Genomic DNA, 15,991 nt, shown 5'->3' with positions numbered 1-15,991 from the left:
ATGGCGGCTCAGGCCGAAGCCCCGAGACGGCACGGCCGACGGACACCGAGTGCCCCGACAGTTCCGAAGTGAGCAGGAGAAGCTCGACATGGCCGTGGCAAACGCCGAGGTGGAGGTACTGATCGTCGGCGGCGGGCCGGTCGGGCTCACCGCCCGAGCGCTGCTGGAACGCTGGGGCGTACGGGTGCTGCTGGTCGAGAAACACGCCGGGCTGTCACCGTTTCCGCGGTCCCGGCTGGTCAACGTGCGCTCGATGGAGATCTACCGCCAGCTGGGGCTCGCCGACACGATCGCGGCCAACGCGTTCGCACCGGAGTACGGCCGCGTCCGCTTCCGTGAGACCCTGCACGACCGGGACTTCGCCACGGCAGCGATGGTCGGGGTCAACGCGCCGGTTCCCGAAAGCCCCGTGATCGGCGTGGTCACCTCGCAGGATCGGCTGGAACCCGCCCTGCTCGCCGCGGCGGACGCCGAAGTGCGGTTCGGGGCCGAACTCGTCGGCCTGGCCGAGGAAGCCGAGAGCGTCGTGGCCCTGCTCGCCGACCACCAACGCGGTGAAGAGACGCGCGTCCGTGCCCGTTACGTGCTCGCCGCCGACGGCGCGAGCTCGACCGTCCGACCACTGCTCGGGATCGGCACCGAGGGCCCCGGAGCGTTGGGCGGTTTCACCACCGTCCTGTTCGACGCCGACCTCAACCGCTGGTGCGCCCACCAACCCGCCGGGGTCTACTTCACCCCGCACGGCTCCTTCGCCCCGCTCTACCCCGAAGGAGGCTGGGCCTGGTTCGGTGCCACACCCGAAGGCACCACGGAAGCCGACTGGCCCGACATCGTCGCACGCGCCCTCGGCCCCGGCGCGGACGTACAGGCCGAGGTTTCGCGGGTCCAGCACTGGGTGATGAACGCGTTCGTCGCCGAGCGCTTCCGGCACGGCCGGGTCATCCTGGCCGGTGACGCCGCGCACGCGCTCCCCATCATCGGCGGCCTGGGTATGAACACCGGCCTCGCCGACGTGCACAACCTGTGCTGGAAACTGGCGGGCGTCCTCCGCGGCTGGGCCGAACCAGGCCTGCTGGAAACCTACGAGACGGAACGCCACCCCGTCGCCCTGCGAACCCTCCGCCAGGCGGTGGCCAACACCAAGCTCATGGTCCACGCACTGACCAGCCACCGCGACCCGCTCACGACCGGCGAATCGACGTCGTCCGAGATCGAACTTCCCTGGACGGAACGGTTCTTCGCCCAACTGGGCCTCGTACTCGGCGTCACCTACCACTCCCCAGCGGTCCTCACGGCCAGCAGCGGCCCACCCGAACTGTCCGACGCAGACACGGACTACATCCCCACCGCGGAGCCAGGCCATCGCATGCCCCACTTCTGGCTCACACCCGACCGCTCCACGCTCGACGCCTTCGGCGAATGGTTCACCCTGCTCACCCCAAACCCCACCCACTGGGCCGAACACACCGACGCACGATGGCCTCTACGCATCGAGGCCCTGCCGAAGGAGCACGCCGGCCTCTGCGGCATCCACCCGCACGGAGCGCTCCTCATCCGACCCGACGGCCACATCGCAGCCCGCTGGCAGGACCGCCCGTCGACCGACGGCACCCTCCACCACACGCTCACCACCATCACCCGGCCGACACCCACCTGACAGCCGATCCTCGCCTGTCCACTCATGGCTCTCAGTCAGCACGTGGCAGGAATCGACACCTTGGTCCGGGCGGGGCTGAACCGGCCTGCGTGGTCGCTCGACTCCGGGCACGCCGGTCAGGTCAGCCCGGCAAGCGGGTCGGTGGGCTTCCAGACGGTCGGGAGCACTACATCGACACCGTCTCGGCGGGCCAGAGGCAACAGTTGATCCATGGCCGTGTCGAACCGGTCGGCGAAGTGGCGCATCGGCCGCGGCGGTCGGTCCAGGCTGGTGAAGAAGTCGTCCCAGTGCACCAGGACGACCCGGCGTGCGCCGGTCGCGCCCACGACCTCACCCCAGTACGTACGAACGAACTCGGGCGACTGCCTGCCGAGATTACCTACGCCTAGGTAGACCACGTCAGCCTGGTGGTCGGCGAGCATTCCAGGCCGGTGATTCGCGCTGGCGTGCAGCAGCACGCTGCCCCGCGGGTGGGAGACGTGCACGGAGAAAGCCGTGCCGGTCTTCCAGGCACGCGCCCGGGCGGGCGGGACCAGTGGTTGGTCGACCGTGCCCGGGTAGTGGTCGCCGGGGCTGTGCACGGAGTCCAGGAAGGTCAACTCGAACCGGCCGTAGGTGAGCGCGTCGCCGCCCCGGACCACCTTCAGCGCTGACTCGGGCACGCCCACACCGCGTCCGACGTTGGCCGTCGACTCCGAACCGACCAGATCAGCACCCGTCTCCAGACACCACACCGGAGCGTCGAGAGCGTGGTCGTAGTGGGTGTGCGCACAGAACACCGCCGCGAGCGAGTGGGCGTCCGACCGCTCGATCGCGTCCCTGACCAGCGCGCGATCAGGTGCGATCCGGCCCAGCAGAACGCGCAACAACCCGGGCCTGGTGACGAATCCGTCGCAGAGCAGTGTGGTGTCCCCATCGGAGAGCACCAGCGAACTGGTTCCCAGGAAGCGCGCGGTCAGACCATCAGGAGTGAGCACCGAACGCTGCATGAACGTCTGGTAGGGACGCAGACTCGGACGACCGAACAGCGATCTCATGGCGCTGTCACCTCCACCCGCGCGGCTGGACCAGGACAAGCTGCGGCCCTTCGCGGCAGACGTGGCTGGCGTGCCGCTGCACGTCGGGCCACGGCTCCGGACGCACCGGGGATGGCTGCGAGCACCACAACCCCAGGGGGCCGACGCTGTCCCTCATCGTTGTCTCCGCAAGGGTCGGTGTGAGGGTGGAGACGATATCGGCCGACGGCTCGGTTCGATCAACCACGGCCGGCACCTGGACCTCCCGCTCGGTCAGCGAGCCGACGAGTTCGCGGGCGCGGTCGCGGGCGGAGAGTTTGTCCGTAGAGGCCGCGATGAGCCGCGATGAGCCGGCGGGCGGCGGAGGGCGACAGGACGATGTGCCCCCGGGCGGCCGTCCGCACGAGGCCGATCAGCTCCTCCGGCGGGGTGGACTTCACCAGGAAGCCGGTCGCCCCGGCCGCAGCGCACGCAGCACGTACTGGTCGGCGTCGAAGGTGGTCAGCACCACGATGTTCGGGGGGTCGGCCGGCCCGTTGATGCGTTCGATCGCGGTCAGCCCGTCCATGCCCGGCATGCGCAGGTCCATCAGGATGACGTCCGGGCGGCTGCGCCGGACCGCGCGAGTGCGCACACCACTCGGCGGATGCCGCTCCAGTGGACAGCGCCGGAGCACATCGCACACGGCTCGGTGCTGGTGTACGTCGTGGCCTCGATGAGCTGACTCGGCTCCAGCTGAACGAGGTCCCGATCGGTCGGCTTGTTCGGTGACGGCTGCATGGCCCGCTCCTCAGCGGTTGGATCCGGAGGCAGGTCATACGTATGACCTGCCTCCGCCAGAGCCTTCGCTTCCCCTTGGCGCTCACCTAGAGACCCAGCGTTATCGCAGCGGCACCCCCGCCCAGACCGAGGGCGAACGCAGCCTCGCCCCAGCCGCCCGTGCCCCAGCGGAAGAAGCGGTCGACGGCCAGGCGGCCCGGGCCGATGGCCGCGACGGCCAGGGCGACCACGGTGATGCAGACGCTGTACTCCACGCCGCCGTCCGCGTCCCACAGGCCATGGGCGCCGGTGACGGTCGCCATGGCATTGATCATCACGCCGATGAGGGCGGCGGCCGCGAGTGGAGTGAGCAGTCCGAGAGCCAGGCCGAGGCCACCGAGGAACTCGGACATGCCGCCGATCACGGCGAACAGCTTTCCCGGGCGGTAGCCGATGCTCGCGAACGCCTGACCGGTCGCCGTCAGGCCGTCCCCGCCGAAGATCCCGAACAGTTTCTGAGCGCCGTGCGCGGCCATCAGCAGTCCGAAGGTCAGTCGGACGAGCAGGAGACCCCAGTCGGCGGCGGAGGCCATGGGTGCGCCGGCGGCGTGCGCTCCTGATTCTGCAGGACTCGAAAGACGTCGCAAGATGCGTTTCGTATCCATGTCGATGCTCCGGTAACAACGCCGGATCGGGCGTTACCCCCAGCTCGGACGGACGCCGAGGCACCGGTCGGTGGTGAACCCCGCGCTGCGTCGCGGAGCGTGGACCACTTGTGCCGATCCTTCCGCCGTGAGCATGGTCATGCATCTGGGCGGAGGCCCGGGAACGGCCCACAGGTCCTGGACGCGGTCGGGCGGTAGCCTGCTCGTGAGGGTAACCATGGCCGAAGAGGTACACATCCGGCTCCTCGGTGGTTTCGCCGTCGCGGTCGGGGACCGCCCGGTCGCCGCCGGGGCGTGGCGGCTGCGCAAGGCCCGGAGTCTGCTGAAACTGCTGAGCCTGTCACCGGCCCATCAGATGCACCGGGAACACCTCTACGACCTTCTGTGGCCGGACCTCGACCGGACGGCCGCGGCGAACAACCTGCACCAGGTACTGCACGCCGTGCGGCGCGCACTGGCCTCCACGGGGGCGCCGGGTGACGTGCTCGTCCTCCGCGACGACATGGTGGTGCTCGCACCCGACGGCGGTGTGCGGATCGACCTCGACGCGTTCGAGGAGGCGGCCCGGCGGGCCTCGGACGGTGGCGGTGCCGCGGACTACCGTGCCGCGCTCGCCCTGGCCGATGCCGGGCTGCTGCCCGAGGACCGGTACGAGCCCTGGGCGAGCGCGGCGGCCGAGGCGCTGGAGGCGCGGCGTGCGGCGCTCCGGCTGGGGCTGGGCGAGGCGCTGGAGCGCGATCACCGCACGGCCGAGGCCCTCGACGTACTGCGGTCCCTGACCGCACAGGACCCGCTGCACGAGCCCGGCCACCGCGCGCTGATGCGAGTCCTGGCCGACGCCGGGCAACGGCGGGAGGCGCTGGCCGACTTCGAGCAGCTGCGGGACGTGCTCCGCCACGAGACCGGCGCCGACCCCGACCCGCAGACGCGCCGTCTCTACCGTGAGTTGCTGGCAGGCTCGGTCGAGGCTCGGGAGCAGAGGCCGACGACACCACGGCACCGTCTGCCGGCGCCTGCGACGGCCCTCATCGGGCGGGAGCGCGAGATGGCCGAGGTGGAGAAGCTGCTCGGGCGGGGCAGGCTGCTGACCCTCACCGGGGCCGGCGGCTGCGGCAAGACCCGGCTCGCGCTCGCCGTGGCGGCTCGTCGGGGCGACGACTTCCGGGACGGGGCGTGGTTCGTGGACCTCGCCGGTCTTGCGGAACCGCACCTCCTGCCCGAGGCGGTCGCCGCTGCCCTGGGACTGCAGCTGCCGCCGTCCGGCGGGGGCCGGGAGGCACTGATCGCACAGCTCGGCGGCCGGGAGATGCTGCTGGTGCTGGACAACTGCGAGCACCTGATCGACGCGTGCGCCGCCCTGGCCTCGGAGGTCCTGGCCCGCTGCCCCGGCGTCCTCGTACTGGCGACCAGCCGGGAGCCGCTGCGCAGCTACGGGGAACGTACCTTCCGGGTGCCCTCCCTGGGGCTGCCGGATCCGCGCCGGCTGCCGTCCCTGGAGGAGCTGGGCCGCTTCGCCTCGGTACGGCTGTTCGTGGAGCGGGCCGGCGACGCGGACCCGGGGTTCCGGCTGACAGCCGGGAACGCGGAGGCCGTCGCGCAGATCTGCTTCCGGCTCGACGGCATGCCCCTGGCCCTGGAGCTCGCGGCGGCCCGGGTGCCCGTACTGGCCCCGCGTCAGATCGCCGAACGGCTCGACGACGCCCTGGCCCTCCTCGGCCGGGGCAGCCGGCGCGGCGCGACCCGTCAGGAGACGCTGCTGGCCACCCTGGAGTGGAGCCACCGGCTGCTCGACGAGGAGGAGCGGCGCCTGTTCCGTCGGCTGGCGGTCTTCGCGGGCGGTTTCTCCCTCGCCGCGGCCGAGGAGGTGTGCGCGGACCGTGCGCAGGGCACCTCGGTGCTGGATCTCCTCGGCCGGCTGGCCGACAAGTCCCTGGTCTGGGTCGAGCCCCGGCAGGACGAGGTCCGCTACCGGCTGCTGGAGACGATCCGGCAGTACGCCGCCGAGCGGCTGCGGGCCGCCGGGGAACTGACCGCCACCGAGGCCAGGCATCGCCGGTTCTACCTGGAGCTGGCCGAGGCGCGGGACCGCGAGCCGCCCACCGGCATCTGCGGAGCTACCTCGCTGGAGCTGGAGGACGACTACGGCAATCTCCGGGCCGCCCTGCGCTCTTTCCTGCGCCATGAACCGGACAGTGCGCTCCGGCTGGCCGTGGCCCTGCGCTCGTTCTGGCCCGAACGGGGACGCCTCGCCGAGGGCCGGCGCTGGCTGGAGGACGCCCTGGCCGCCGCGCCGGAGCCCACCCTCCCGCGGGCGAGAGCACTGATGGGGCGCGCCGTGCTGGCGATCCGCCTCGGTGACGGCTCCCCGCTGGAGGACATCGGCGAGCAGATCGTGGGGATCCACCAGCGGCGGGCGGACCCGGCTGCGTTGGCGTACGCCCACTGCCAGCAGGCGATCCTGCTGTGGATGCGGGGTACCTGGGACCGCGCCCGGACCGCCCTCGATCTGGCCCGCACCCTCGCCCGCGACGCGGGCGATCCCTCGGTTCTCGCCGCCGCCGCTCACCTGGAGGGCGTCTGGGCCGTCTGCCGGGGCGAGGGCTCGGTGGCGCGCGAGGCCTGCGGGGAGTGTCTCCGACTGCTGGATGACGTCCAGGGCGGGAACAGGCCGTTCTTCCCGGTCATGACACCGGGTTACGTGGTCGAGGACGACGAGGCGGGGCAGGTGTCGCTGTTCTACGAGGAGACGGTGCTCACCGGCCGTACGGTCGGCCCGTCGCGGGCACGCGGCTACGCTTTGGCGACTCTCGCATGGGCTTGCCGCTGCGACGACGACACCGGCGCCGCCGTCGCGGCGGCCGAACACAGTGTCGACTGCTTCCGCGCGCTCGACGACCCGCACGGTGAGTCCCTGGCCCTCAACACCCTCGGCAACATCCACCGAAGCCAGGACGGCCACGACGCGGCACGCGAACACCTCGAGGCGGCGCTCGCGATCCGGCGCCGGCTCGGCGACCGCCGGGCGGAGGGCATCACCCTCGGTTGCCTCGGCCTGCTCCACCTGGCCGCCGGGGACACCGACAGAGCGCAGGCGACCCTCTGCGACGTCCACGCGGGCTTCGAGGAGACCGACGACATCCCGGGCACCACCAATACCCTGCTCCACCTCGGGCTCGTGGCCAGGGCCGCGGGTGACTCGGCGCGAGCCCTCACCCTGCTGACCCGCGCCCAGCGCCTGGAACACGTCGCCGGGTCGACCTGCGCCGTCGGGTGGGTGGCCCTCATGCTGGCCCGGCTGCTGTGGGAGGCGGGCCACCGCGCGGCGGCCGAGGCGGCGGCCGCCCGGGCGAGTGATCTCTTCGCCGGCCCCGGCGACACGCGCGGCCCGGCCGTCCTGCGGCGCACGCTGCCCTGGTCGCCCTCCGGTCAAAGCGGCTGCTGAGTGGATGCTAAGAGGTGCTGCCTAAGGTCCTGAGTGTCAGCCCGACCAACTCACACCGAGGAGCCGACCATGTCGATCGACACGGCAAAGGGCATCCTGGGGGACGCCACCGTCGCCGAACTGGAGGCAGGCCTGCGCGGCACTGTCGTCCGGCCCGACGACGCCGACTACGACCAGGCCCGCTCGGTCTGGAACGCGGCCCATGACAAGCATCCGGCGCTGATCGTGCGGTGCGCCGGGACCGCGGACGTGATGCGCGCCGTCGAGTTCGCCCGCAGTCAGGATCTGCTCGTCGCCGTGCGCGGTGGCTCCCACAGCATCGCTGGGTTCTCGACCTGCGACGACGGCATCGTCATCGACCTCTCGCCCATGAAGGGCGCCTTCGTGGATCCGGTACGCCGCCGGGTGGTCGCCCAGACCGGTATGACCTGGGGCGACCTGGACCACGAGACCCAGGCCTTCGGCCTGGCCGTGACCGGTGGCCTGGTCTCCTCGACCGGCATCGCGGGCTTCACGCTCGGCGGCGGCGTGGGCTGGCTGCTGCGCCGTCACGGTCTGGCCTCCGACAACGTGACGGCGGCCGAGGTCGTCACCGCGGACGGCCGTGTGGTGCGCGCGGACCAGGACGAGAACCCCGAGCTGTTCTGGGCCCTGCGGGGTGGCGGCGGCAACTTCGGTGTCGTGACCTCCCTCGAGTACCAGCTGCACCCGGTCGGGCCGCAGGTCCTGGCCGGCCTGATCATCTATCCGCTGGAGCAGGCCCGGCAGGTGGTCACGGGCTGGCGCGAGCTGACCGGAGGCATGCCCGACGAGCTGACGACCCTGATCAACTTCACCACAGCACCTCCGCTGCCCTTCCTGCCCCCGGAGGTCCACGGCACCCGCATCGTGGTGCTGGCCGGCATGTACGCGGGCGACCCCGCGGCCGGCGAGGCGGCCGTCGCCCCGCTGCGGACGCTGGGGACGCCCATCGCCGACCTCATGGGCCCCATGCCGTACATCGGCATGCAGTCGCTGCTCGACCCGCTGTGGACGGCCGGCGCGCACAACTACTTCACGTCGGCGTTCATCGAGCCGTCCGACGCCGCCCTCGACGCCGTACTGCGTCACCACCTGACGACACCCTCGCCCTCAAGCGAACTCCATCTGCACCAGCTGGGCGGTGCCTTCGCCCGCGTGCCCGCCGAGGCCACGGCCTTCAGCCAGCGTGATGCGAGCGTGCTGTGCAACGTGATCGCGCGCTCCCCGGACCCGACGGACTTCGACGCGCAGATCGCCTGGGCCCGCGGCGCCCGTGAGGAGATCGCCCGCCACGGCCGCGGGACCATGTACGTCAACTTCACCGGTGACGCGGCCGAGGACAAGGTGCGCGCCTCGTACCCCGACGTCGTCCACGAACGGCTGGTGAGGGTGAAGGACACCTACGACCCCACGAACCTGTTCCGCCTCAACCAGAACATCCGGCCCTCGAACGCGGCCTGATCGCCCCTCAGGGCCGAGACAGCTCCCGTACAGGCGATCACCGATCGTGGCCAGCCGTCCGATACCGCGTTGCGCGTGCCCGTGCCTGCCGTTGATCGACAGGCCGGGCGCCCGGAGGACGGCTGGTCGCGTGGAGACATAATTCTCCCTGGTGGCAAGCGGGTTGTGGTACGTTCTGCGTCGCCAGGTGCTGCTGCGAACCGAGGAGGTGAGACCGATCAACGCTGTGACAGGTCGGGACTCCCTCCTTCGCATGGGCTAGGGAGTGCCCGCAGAAGGCATCCCGAAAGGCTTGAAACGCGCATGCGCTTCACCTCCCAGACGTCGTCCGACGGCGTCACCGAACAGCTCTTCACCCTCCCTTTCACCTTTGGTGAGATCCCCGGCGTGCTCTGGACGCCGGACGACGCCGCCGGTACCCGCCCGCTGATCCTGATGGGCCACGGGGGCGGCCAGCACAAGAAGGCCCCCGGCCTCGTGGCGCGTGCCCGCCGCTTCGCGGCCGAGTGCGGCTTCGCGGTCGCGGCCGTAGACGCGCCCGCCCACAACGACCGGCCGCGGTCCGAGGAACACAACCGGCTCATCGGCGAGATGCGCACCCGCATGCAGACCGGCGGGGACGTGGCTCCGGTGCTCGCCGAAGTCCACACCCTCATCGCCGGCCAGAGCGTCCCGGAGTGGCAGGCGGTCGTGGACGCGCTCCAGGAACTCGACCACGTCGGCGCCGGCCCGGTGGGCTACTGGGGGCTGTCGCTGGGCTGCGGGCTCGGCGTTCCGTTCGTCGCCGCCGAGCCCCGCGTCCGCGCCGCCGTGCTGGGTCTGAACGGGGCGGAGACCTCGGCCGAGGCCGCCGCGCGGATCACCGTCCCGGTGGAGTTCCTGGTCCAGTGGGACGACGAGAGGGTGCCGAGGGCAGCGTGTCTGGCGCTGTTCGACGCCTTCGCCTCGACCGAGAAGACACTGCACGCCAACCCCGGCAACCACGGGGAGGTCCCCTCGTTCGAGCTGGACAGCTCGATGCGGTTCTTCACCCGTCACCTGAACTGACGCCTCCCGCTGTCCGCCGCGTGCTGATCGGTCGCTCCTCTCCCGATCAGCACGTCCCAGCGCACAGCCGATGCCGCACTGCCGGCCGCATCCTTCAGGAGGGAACCCAGGAGCTGGATGTCGGGCCTGTGGGCGGTGCCTGAGCGGCTGACGCCGACCGGTGATCATCCAGATTCGGTGTCCTGCGCCCGCTCTCCCTCCGCCTGGGACGGCTCGGTCCTGGGGACGTCCGGGTGCTGTTCCGCGGCTGCGCGCTCGGCCGGCTCGTCGCGCTCGCCCTCGGCCTGGGAGGGGGTGTGCGAGTACAGCCAGGCGTCGTAGTCCGAGGCTCCGGTCTTCATGACGGGCCCCCTTTGCTCGCCTTTGTTCATTCACCTTCCATACTCCTCCGGGCGGCGCGCCGGGGCGAGAGCGACTCCCGCCCCGCTTCCCGCTCCGCGCCGCGTCGCGCCCGAACGGGGTATCTCTCGGTGCCCTCCGCGCACCGCACGGTCACAAGGTTCGAGCCTCGGCGTACCGGGTGGCACCGGCCTGGGCGACCTCTATCTGACGGTCGAGCCAGTACTGGGTGTTGTCGTCGACCACGTCGGCCGTGAGGCCCCGGGCCCGGATGACGTCCAGCCGCTCCACGGTCGCGTAGACCTCTGCGCGCACCGTTCCGCCCGCGCCAGGCCAGGCGCGCTCCCCCTGGGTTGCGGTGCAGGTGTCTCGGTTGGGGTGCCCGAAAAGCACAGATGGACATCACTCCGCCCGGCACGGATACAGGTGCGGCAGGGGCCCCGTGACGGCGCATCAGGTGTGGACCTTCTCAGCCCCATCGGGCACCCTGCATCCTCGGAGTCGCACCACCCGCCCCAGGCGGGCACCCCCCCAACTACCGAGGGCTGTCCACATGCCGATAGCACCAGCTGTCCTGCGTCTGGCCGCAACAACCGCGGGCCTCGTGCTCGTTGCCGCGCAGACGGCGACGGCGTCCACCGCCGCGCCACCGCGCCCGCCCGCCGCCGTGACGGCCTCAGCCGACTGGACCGCGCCCTTGTCGACCCAGGGCCGCTACATAGTCGACGCCCAGGGCAACCGCTTCCGGCTGAAGGCGGCCAACTGGGACGGCGCGCAGGGATCGTGGACGGGCAGCGGCAGCGTCGCCGATCCCGCCAACCATCACGCCGGCCAGAACTCCTACGGCATACCGCTCGGCCTCGACCGCGTCCCGCTGGACGGGCTGCTCGCCGACTTCCACCAGCTGGGCATCAACACCGTCCGGCTGCCGTTCTCCAACGAGATGATCCACAGCACGACCCCGGTGCCCGACAACGCCGTCGGCGCCAACCCCCAACTGCGGGGCAGGACGCCCCTGCAGGTCTACGACGCCGTCGTCGGCGCGCTCAGCGAGAGCGGGTTCGCCGTCGTCCTCAACAACCACACCAACACGTCCCGTTGGTGCTGCGGGGTCGACGGCAACGAGCGGTGGAACAGCGGGCAGTCCACGCAGCAGTGGGCCGACGACTGGGTCTTCATGGCCCGCCGCTACGCCGCCGTGCCCCGTGTGGTCGGCGCCGACCTGTACAACGAGGTACGACGCGACGTCCTGGACGACCCCAACTGGGGCCTGGGCGACACCCACGACTGGTACGCGGCCGCCCAGCTCGCCGCCGACCGGATCCTCGCCGAGGCCAACCCCCGTCTGCTCATCGTCATCGAGGGCATCAACTGGACCGGCGTGCCCGTCGACGGGCTCCCGCACGGCCGGCCGGTGCTCACCCCCGCCCGCACCCTCTCGCACACCCTCGTCGACTCCCACAAGCTGGTCTACTCCGCCCACTTCTACGGATACACCGGCCCCCACCACAGCGGCGCCACCGGCATCGGCGAGACGCACGATCCCCGCTACCAGGACCTGACCCGCGAGCAACTCGCCGCGGCTCTCGACGACGAGGCGTTCTTCGTCGAGGAGTCCGGCCGGCACTACACCGCACCCGTGTGGGTCAGCGAGTTCGGCATCGGGAGCAACGAGTCGAACGCGGCGGCCCGTGCCTGGTTCGGCAACGTCACCGACTACTTCGCCGACCATGACGCCGACTTCGCGTACTGGCCGCTGGTGGGCTTCGCCGGCCACGACGACTGGGCACTGCTGCGCTACGACACCGCCGGGCACCGCACCGGGATCCTCGACTCCGGCGACTGGCGCATCACGGCATGGCAGCACCTCATGTCCGCGCCGAGCACGGCCGGGCCCGTGGCGGCCGTTCCGGTGTGGCGGATGCTGAGCACCGACCACGGCGACGCGGTGGAGTCCCTGCGCGTACGGACCACGGGAGACTGGGATCCGGGGGCGTACAAGGCCGCCTGCCCGGACGGGTTGCGGCTGATCGGTCTGGGTCACACCACCGGTCGCGGCCTGTGCACCGACACCGGTGCGCCGGACCTGCGGACCTCCGCCGCGGGTCAGACGGCCGTCGTCGACGAGCGGTACGTCCCCGCGGGCGGCGACTGGGCGTCCGGGTACACCAAACTCCAGTGCCCACCGGGCGGTTTCCTGATCGGCTACAGCCGGCGCGGGGAGCGTGTGTCGGCGGCCCTGTGCGTGCCGGGCCGCACCCCGCTGTCGGGAACCGGACGCACCGTGTGGTTCGACCGGTCCGACAACCGCCCCGCCGGTGCGGCGGGTGGCGACTTCGCCTACGGCGGCTACAAGGGCCAGTGCGCGGCGAACGAGTACGCCGCCGGGATCGCCTTCACCACCCGCTTGGGCAGCCGTCCGGGGCCCGATGCGCTGCTGTGCCGGACACTGCCCTGAGGAGTGTCAGGCGAAGAGGCTCGTCAGGATGACGGGTAGAACTGGCGGGCCCGGCGGCGGAACAGGCCGATGCCCTCGTCGTACGCTGCGAGGCGGGGGCGCGGCTCGTACCGCTTGGTGTTCCAGATCCTCAGGTCCTGGCGGACCTTGCCGACCGCGGTCCGCAGCATCGCCCGGGCGAAGGCCCGGTGCAGGCCGTGCCGTGGGAGCGACGCTCCGGTGGCGTCCGGCCTGCGGAGGTCCGCGCAGGCCGTCGCGACCAGCATGTGGGTGCGCCGGGGCCCGGTGGGTGTGTGCATGGCCCACAGGTAGCCGACGAGAACGGGCGAGGGCAGGGGCAGCTCGACGCGGAGGTACCTCAGCCCCGCCATCAGGAACGTGGGGTCGGCCCGGACCCTGTGCCTGAAACGCGGGCGGCCGGTCCGGTCCGAGACACACTCGCATGCGCAGGTGGGAGCCCTGAACCGTGGCGGGTCGAGTTCCTGCACGGCCACCTGGTGCAGGACCGGCAGATGCCCGTGGTCGAGGGTGTTCTCGACGGGCCGTCGGGCGTGCCGACGCAGGTGCCGTCAGGGGCGAAGGCGAAGCCGGATCCGCCGCTGTCCGAAGACGTCGATCAGACTGCCGGAGTAGACACAGACGCACAGACGTCCTGGTCCAGAACATGGTCACCGAGGAAGGCGAGCACCAGGGACTTGCGAGCGAAGGGATCCGGTGGACACGGGTCTACGGTACGACGGCCCCGCGTGGAATCCTGCGGTGACAAGCTCAGGACTCCAGTGACGAGGCTCCCCATGATGTCGCTCGATCTCCATCCCCTCTTCCGCAACAACCGTGACATCGAACTGGCGCTGCGCCAGTTCGTCTTCAGGGCCAACCACTCGGGCGAGCAGGTTGCGGAGATCATTCCGGGCAAGGGATCAGGACAGCTCAGGGCGCGCGTCCTCGCGTTCCTCGACCAGAAGCACATCAGGAGGCTGTACGTCCGCCGGGAGGTCGACTCCGGCAACACCGGGCGCATCCTCGTCTACTTCAAGTGAGCCGTCGGCCACGGCCGTGGATCAGTCGACGAACTCCATCGCCGGGTAGCGGGGCGAGGGACCGTTCAGCAAGTGATCGTGGCGGCCGCGCAGCCAGCGGTCGAAGAACGCGGAGACGTAGGCCTCGTTGGTGCGGACGGCCGTGGGCGGGGCGATGGTGCCGATGTCCTGCGTCTGCGTGGAAGGTGGCAGGTCCAGCTGCGGGAGCAGGGCCTCCGCGTCCGTGAAAGAAGCATGCTCGGCCCCGCGCAGTCTGAGCTGACGGTTCCAGCCGGGTGTGTGAGCCCGGAACGCGGTCCAGCCGGGGCCCGTGTCCGTGGGGCCGTCCTTGCCCAGCAGCAGGAACGGCCGGGTGAGGCCGTGCTCGGCCACCGGCATCAGCGTGCCGTCGCCATTGGTCAGGTTGCCGTCCATGTTGATGCCGGCGGAGATGCGCGGGTCGGCGTCCATGGCCGTGGCCGCAGCGGTTCCGCCCAGCGAGTGGCCGAACATGCCGACCTTGGCGAGGTCGAGAGCGCCGGTGAGGCCGCAGGGCAAGGCGCGGTCGTCCACGTCGGGGTTCCGGCCGGCGTTCAGCAGGCCGAGTTGGTCCAGCACGAAGCTGGTGTCGGTGTCCCGGACACGGAGAGCCTTCCTGATGTAGGCGTCGGGGTCGCCCGGGGTGACCATCGTGGCCAAGGAACCGTCGGGGAACTCCACTTCGGGCGATTCGTAGGTGTTGTCGATGGTCACCACCGCGTACCCCCGGCTGGCGAGGTCCGTCACCAAAGTGGTGCCCCAGGTCCGAGGTTCACCGAGGCCCGGGGAGTAGATCAGCACCGGTCGCGTCCCGCCGGCATCGGCCACCGGAGCACCCTGTGAAACGTGCGTGTCCGTGGCCGCCCAGTCGGCCTGCCCGACCGGCAGGCCCATCCCCAGGTAGTCGTCGGCGGTCACCGAGTCGAAGTGGGCTGCCGCCCTGGGCAGCATGTAGGGCGCGGCCGGACGGCCGGCTGCGCGCGCCGCGGGGTAGTACACGCTGACCATCAGCTCGCGGCTGTCCTTGCCTGCCCGCCAGGGGTCGTGGCGGGCGGTGTCGGCCAGGTGCAGCGTCACTTCGCCGACCCGGAAACGGCCTGTGGGGACCGGTAACCGCATCCGGACAGGAGGCGTGCCCGACCCGTGCTGCGTCGCGGCCTGAGCGGGAAGGAGCGCCATCAGCGAGCTGATGACCGTGACCGCGCAAACGGCCACCGCCCGCAGACCGTGATGCTGATGGACTCGACGCCTGGTCGGCTCTGCCTTCGTCATACCGCCCATCGTGCAGGGTCGGCTCCTGCCCGCACATCGGGGTCATCCCCCACTTGAACCCGGAGACCAGGAAACGCCCCCGTCGGACCAGGCCGTGCACAGCGTCACCGGGCGGTCGTGTCAGCGGTGCGTCAGGCCCGGGTCAGCGGCTCCTGCCACTCTCCTTCATGTGAACGGCACGGGAAACCGGAGGCCGGGAACAGGGAGAGGTGCCCGGAGTGGCTGATCGGGGACCTACGAGCACGCCTCAAGGTCGGGCCCCCCGGGGCCCACGCAGGTTCGAATCCTGCCCTCTCCGCACCGGTGCGCTAGCGCCCGGCCACGTAGTCGCTGATCGCGTACTCGGCCTCGTCGTCAACGGCGTTCGCCGACCAGTCCAGGGTGATGCGCAGGGGATACCCTGTGGTCGAGTACTCCGCCTCCGCGGTGTCCGCGCCGTCGCGACGGGCCTGTTCGAGTTCCTTCACCAGTCCTCCGATGGTGGGCACGGCCCCGGGCGACTGCTCCACCACCCTGCGGCCCGGCTCGTCCAGCCCCACCGCACGCACCGCCTTCCCCTCCTGCACGGTCACCCGGAAGGTGCCGATCAGGAGCCGCTCTCCCCCGCTCGACTTCAGGGTGTACGTGTACGCCGGCGGCTCCTTCCAGGCGGTACTCTCCGCCTGCGCCGCTCTGTTGACCTCGGCCTCCCCCTGGCACGCGGCGGTTGCCCAGACAAGCCCCGCCATCAGTGCGAGGCGGGGCAGCGCGGACCGGGGAACCGGACGGACGGATGTCATGTTCGGGCCTCTCACCT

At 71.2% G+C, this 15,991-nt stretch carries 15 protein-coding genes and 1 pseudogene; 7 read left to right on the top strand and 9 right to left on the bottom strand.

Annotated elements, in window-relative coordinates; translation table 11 throughout:
- Positions 1 to 88 precede the first annotated feature (88 nt).
- Positions 89 to 1,657, top strand: a complete 1,569-nt coding sequence (locus tag ACWC5O_RS03010) for an FAD-dependent monooxygenase (protein WP_450581783.1) — start codon at positions 89 to 91, stop codon at positions 1,655 to 1,657.
- A 116-nt stretch (positions 1,658 to 1,773) separates the two neighbouring features.
- Here ACWC5O_RS03010 and ACWC5O_RS03005 read toward each other — a convergent pair whose 3' ends face one another.
- The 4 genes from ACWC5O_RS03005 to ACWC5O_RS02990 all read right to left on the bottom strand — a co-directional run bounded on the left by ACWC5O_RS03005 (position 1,774) and on the right by ACWC5O_RS02990 (position 4,097).
- Positions 1,774 to 2,694, bottom strand: a complete 921-nt coding sequence (locus tag ACWC5O_RS03005) for an MBL fold metallo-hydrolase (protein ID WP_450581785.1) — start codon at positions 2,692 to 2,694, stop codon at positions 1,774 to 1,776.
- A 415-nt stretch (positions 2,695 to 3,109) separates the two neighbouring features.
- Positions 3,110 to 3,307 carry a response regulator gene (locus ACWC5O_RS03000; protein WP_450581787.1) on the bottom strand — a complete coding sequence of 66 codons (198 nt, stop codon included), beginning with the start codon at positions 3,305 to 3,307 and terminating at the stop codon, positions 3,110 to 3,112.
- Positions 3,262 to 3,453, bottom strand: a complete 192-nt coding sequence (locus tag ACWC5O_RS02995; protein WP_450581789.1) for a hypothetical protein — start codon at positions 3,451 to 3,453, stop codon at positions 3,262 to 3,264. Before ACWC5O_RS02995 ends, ACWC5O_RS03000 begins: the two co-directional genes overlap by 46 nt.
- 86 nt (positions 3,454 to 3,539) lie before the next feature.
- Positions 3,540 to 4,097 (bottom strand): DoxX family protein, encoded by a 558-nt coding sequence (locus tag ACWC5O_RS02990; RefSeq protein WP_450581791.1) that lies wholly within the window; start codon positions 4,095 to 4,097, stop codon positions 3,540 to 3,542.
- A 217-nt stretch (positions 4,098 to 4,314) separates the two neighbouring features.
- Here ACWC5O_RS02990 and ACWC5O_RS02985 point away from each other — a divergent pair, with 217 nt between their 5' ends.
- The 3 genes from ACWC5O_RS02985 to ACWC5O_RS02975 all read left to right on the top strand — a co-directional run bounded on the left by ACWC5O_RS02985 (position 4,315) and on the right by ACWC5O_RS02975 (position 10,068).
- Complete coding sequence (locus ACWC5O_RS02985; RefSeq protein ID WP_450581793.1) at positions 4,315 to 7,539, top strand: ATP-binding protein; 3,225 nt, start codon at positions 4,315 to 4,317, stop codon at positions 7,537 to 7,539.
- A gap of 69 nt (positions 7,540 to 7,608) precedes the next feature.
- Positions 7,609 to 9,021 (top strand): FAD-binding oxidoreductase, encoded by a 1,413-nt coding sequence (locus tag ACWC5O_RS02980; RefSeq protein ID WP_450581795.1) that lies wholly within the window; start codon positions 7,609 to 7,611, stop codon positions 9,019 to 9,021.
- Positions 9,022 to 9,324: 303 nt separating this feature from the next.
- Positions 9,325 to 10,068, top strand: a complete 744-nt coding sequence (locus ACWC5O_RS02975; RefSeq protein WP_450581797.1) for a dienelactone hydrolase family protein — start codon at positions 9,325 to 9,327, stop codon at positions 10,066 to 10,068.
- A 164-nt stretch (positions 10,069 to 10,232) separates the two neighbouring features.
- Here the strand turns inward: ACWC5O_RS02975 and ACWC5O_RS02970 are convergent, their stop codons facing one another.
- The gene (locus ACWC5O_RS02970) at positions 10,233 to 10,409 is read right to left on the bottom strand and encodes a hypothetical protein (RefSeq protein WP_450581799.1); all 177 of its coding nucleotides are present in this window, start codon (positions 10,407 to 10,409) and stop codon (positions 10,233 to 10,235) included.
- A 151-nt stretch (positions 10,410 to 10,560) separates the two neighbouring features.
- The gene (locus tag ACWC5O_RS02965) at positions 10,561 to 10,722 is read right to left on the bottom strand and encodes a hypothetical protein (RefSeq protein WP_450581801.1); all 162 of its coding nucleotides are present in this window, start codon (positions 10,720 to 10,722) and stop codon (positions 10,561 to 10,563) included.
- A gap of 238 nt (positions 10,723 to 10,960) precedes the next feature.
- Here ACWC5O_RS02965 and ACWC5O_RS02960 point away from each other — a divergent pair, with 238 nt between their 5' ends.
- Positions 10,961 to 12,865 carry a glycoside hydrolase family 5 protein gene (locus tag ACWC5O_RS02960; protein WP_450581803.1) on the top strand — a complete coding sequence of 635 codons (1,905 nt, stop codon included), beginning with the start codon at positions 10,961 to 10,963 and terminating at the stop codon, positions 12,863 to 12,865.
- Between the two features lie 23 nt (positions 12,866 to 12,888).
- Here the strand turns inward: ACWC5O_RS02960 and ACWC5O_RS02955 are convergent, their stop codons facing one another.
- Positions 12,889 to 13,428 (bottom strand): hypothetical protein, encoded by a 540-nt coding sequence (locus ACWC5O_RS02955; protein ID WP_450582220.1) that lies wholly within the window; start codon positions 13,426 to 13,428, stop codon positions 12,889 to 12,891.
- Between the two features lie 234 nt (positions 13,429 to 13,662).
- Between ACWC5O_RS02955 and ACWC5O_RS02950 the strand changes: the two genes are divergently transcribed.
- On the top strand, positions 13,663 to 13,905 hold the full coding sequence (locus ACWC5O_RS02950) for a Smr/MutS family protein (RefSeq protein WP_450581805.1): 243 nt from the start codon (positions 13,663 to 13,665) through the stop codon (positions 13,903 to 13,905).
- A 21-nt stretch (positions 13,906 to 13,926) separates the two neighbouring features.
- Here ACWC5O_RS02950 and ACWC5O_RS02945 read toward each other — a convergent pair whose 3' ends face one another.
- Positions 13,927 to 15,102, bottom strand: coding sequence for an alpha/beta hydrolase family protein (locus ACWC5O_RS02945; RefSeq protein ID WP_450780904.1), 1,176 nt, complete (start codon positions 15,100 to 15,102; stop codon positions 13,927 to 13,929).
- A 296-nt stretch (positions 15,103 to 15,398) separates the two neighbouring features.
- Here ACWC5O_RS02945 and ACWC5O_RS02940 point away from each other — a divergent pair.
- Positions 15,399 to 15,493 (top strand): annotated as a pseudogene (locus ACWC5O_RS02940).
- Positions 15,494 to 15,503: 10 nt separating this feature from the next.
- Here the strand turns inward: ACWC5O_RS02940 and ACWC5O_RS02935 are convergent.
- A complete protein-coding gene (locus ACWC5O_RS02935; protein WP_450581809.1) occupies positions 15,504 to 15,974 on the bottom strand; it encodes a DUF6174 domain-containing protein in 471 nt (156 codons plus the stop codon).
- Between the last annotated feature and the right edge of the window lie 17 nt (positions 15,975 to 15,991).

The organism is Streptomyces sp. NPDC001450, assembly GCF_053597295.1.
Note: the sequence above shows the minus strand (reverse complement) of the source record. Positions and strands in the feature narration are given on the sequence as shown.

Bases quoted from the DNA above. Each gene is read 5' to 3' on its own strand.
- ACWC5O_RS03010 (WP_450581783.1), top strand. From the start codon at position 89: ATGGCCGTGGCAAACGCCGAGGTGGAGGTACTGATCGTCGGCGGCGGG.
- ACWC5O_RS03005 (WP_450581785.1), bottom strand. From the start codon at position 2,694: ATGAGATCGCTGTTCGGTCGTCCGAGTCTGCGTCCCTACCAGACGTTC.
- ACWC5O_RS02995 (WP_450581789.1), bottom strand. From the start codon at position 3,453: ATGCAGCCGTCACCGAACAAGCCGACCGATCGGGACCTCGTTCAGCTG.
- ACWC5O_RS02990 (WP_450581791.1), bottom strand. From the start codon at position 4,097: ATGGATACGAAACGCATCTTGCGACGTCTTTCGAGTCCTGCAGAATCA.
- ACWC5O_RS02985 (WP_450581793.1), top strand. From the start codon at position 4,315: ATGGCCGAAGAGGTACACATCCGGCTCCTCGGTGGTTTCGCCGTCGCG.
- ACWC5O_RS02980 (WP_450581795.1), top strand. From the start codon at position 7,609: ATGTCGATCGACACGGCAAAGGGCATCCTGGGGGACGCCACCGTCGCC.
- ACWC5O_RS02975 (WP_450581797.1), top strand. From the start codon at position 9,325: ATGCGCTTCACCTCCCAGACGTCGTCCGACGGCGTCACCGAACAGCTC.
- ACWC5O_RS02970 (WP_450581799.1), bottom strand. From the start codon at position 10,409: ATGAAGACCGGAGCCTCGGACTACGACGCCTGGCTGTACTCGCACACC.
- ACWC5O_RS02960 (WP_450581803.1), top strand. From the start codon at position 10,961: ATGCCGATAGCACCAGCTGTCCTGCGTCTGGCCGCAACAACCGCGGGC.
- ACWC5O_RS02950 (WP_450581805.1), top strand. From the start codon at position 13,663: ATGTCGCTCGATCTCCATCCCCTCTTCCGCAACAACCGTGACATCGAA.
- ACWC5O_RS02945 (WP_450780904.1), bottom strand. From the start codon at position 15,102: ATGGCGCTCCTTCCCGCTCAGGCCGCGACGCAGCACGGGTCGGGCACG.
- ACWC5O_RS02935 (WP_450581809.1), bottom strand. From the start codon at position 15,974: ATGACATCCGTCCGTCCGGTTCCCCGGTCCGCGCTGCCCCGCCTCGCA.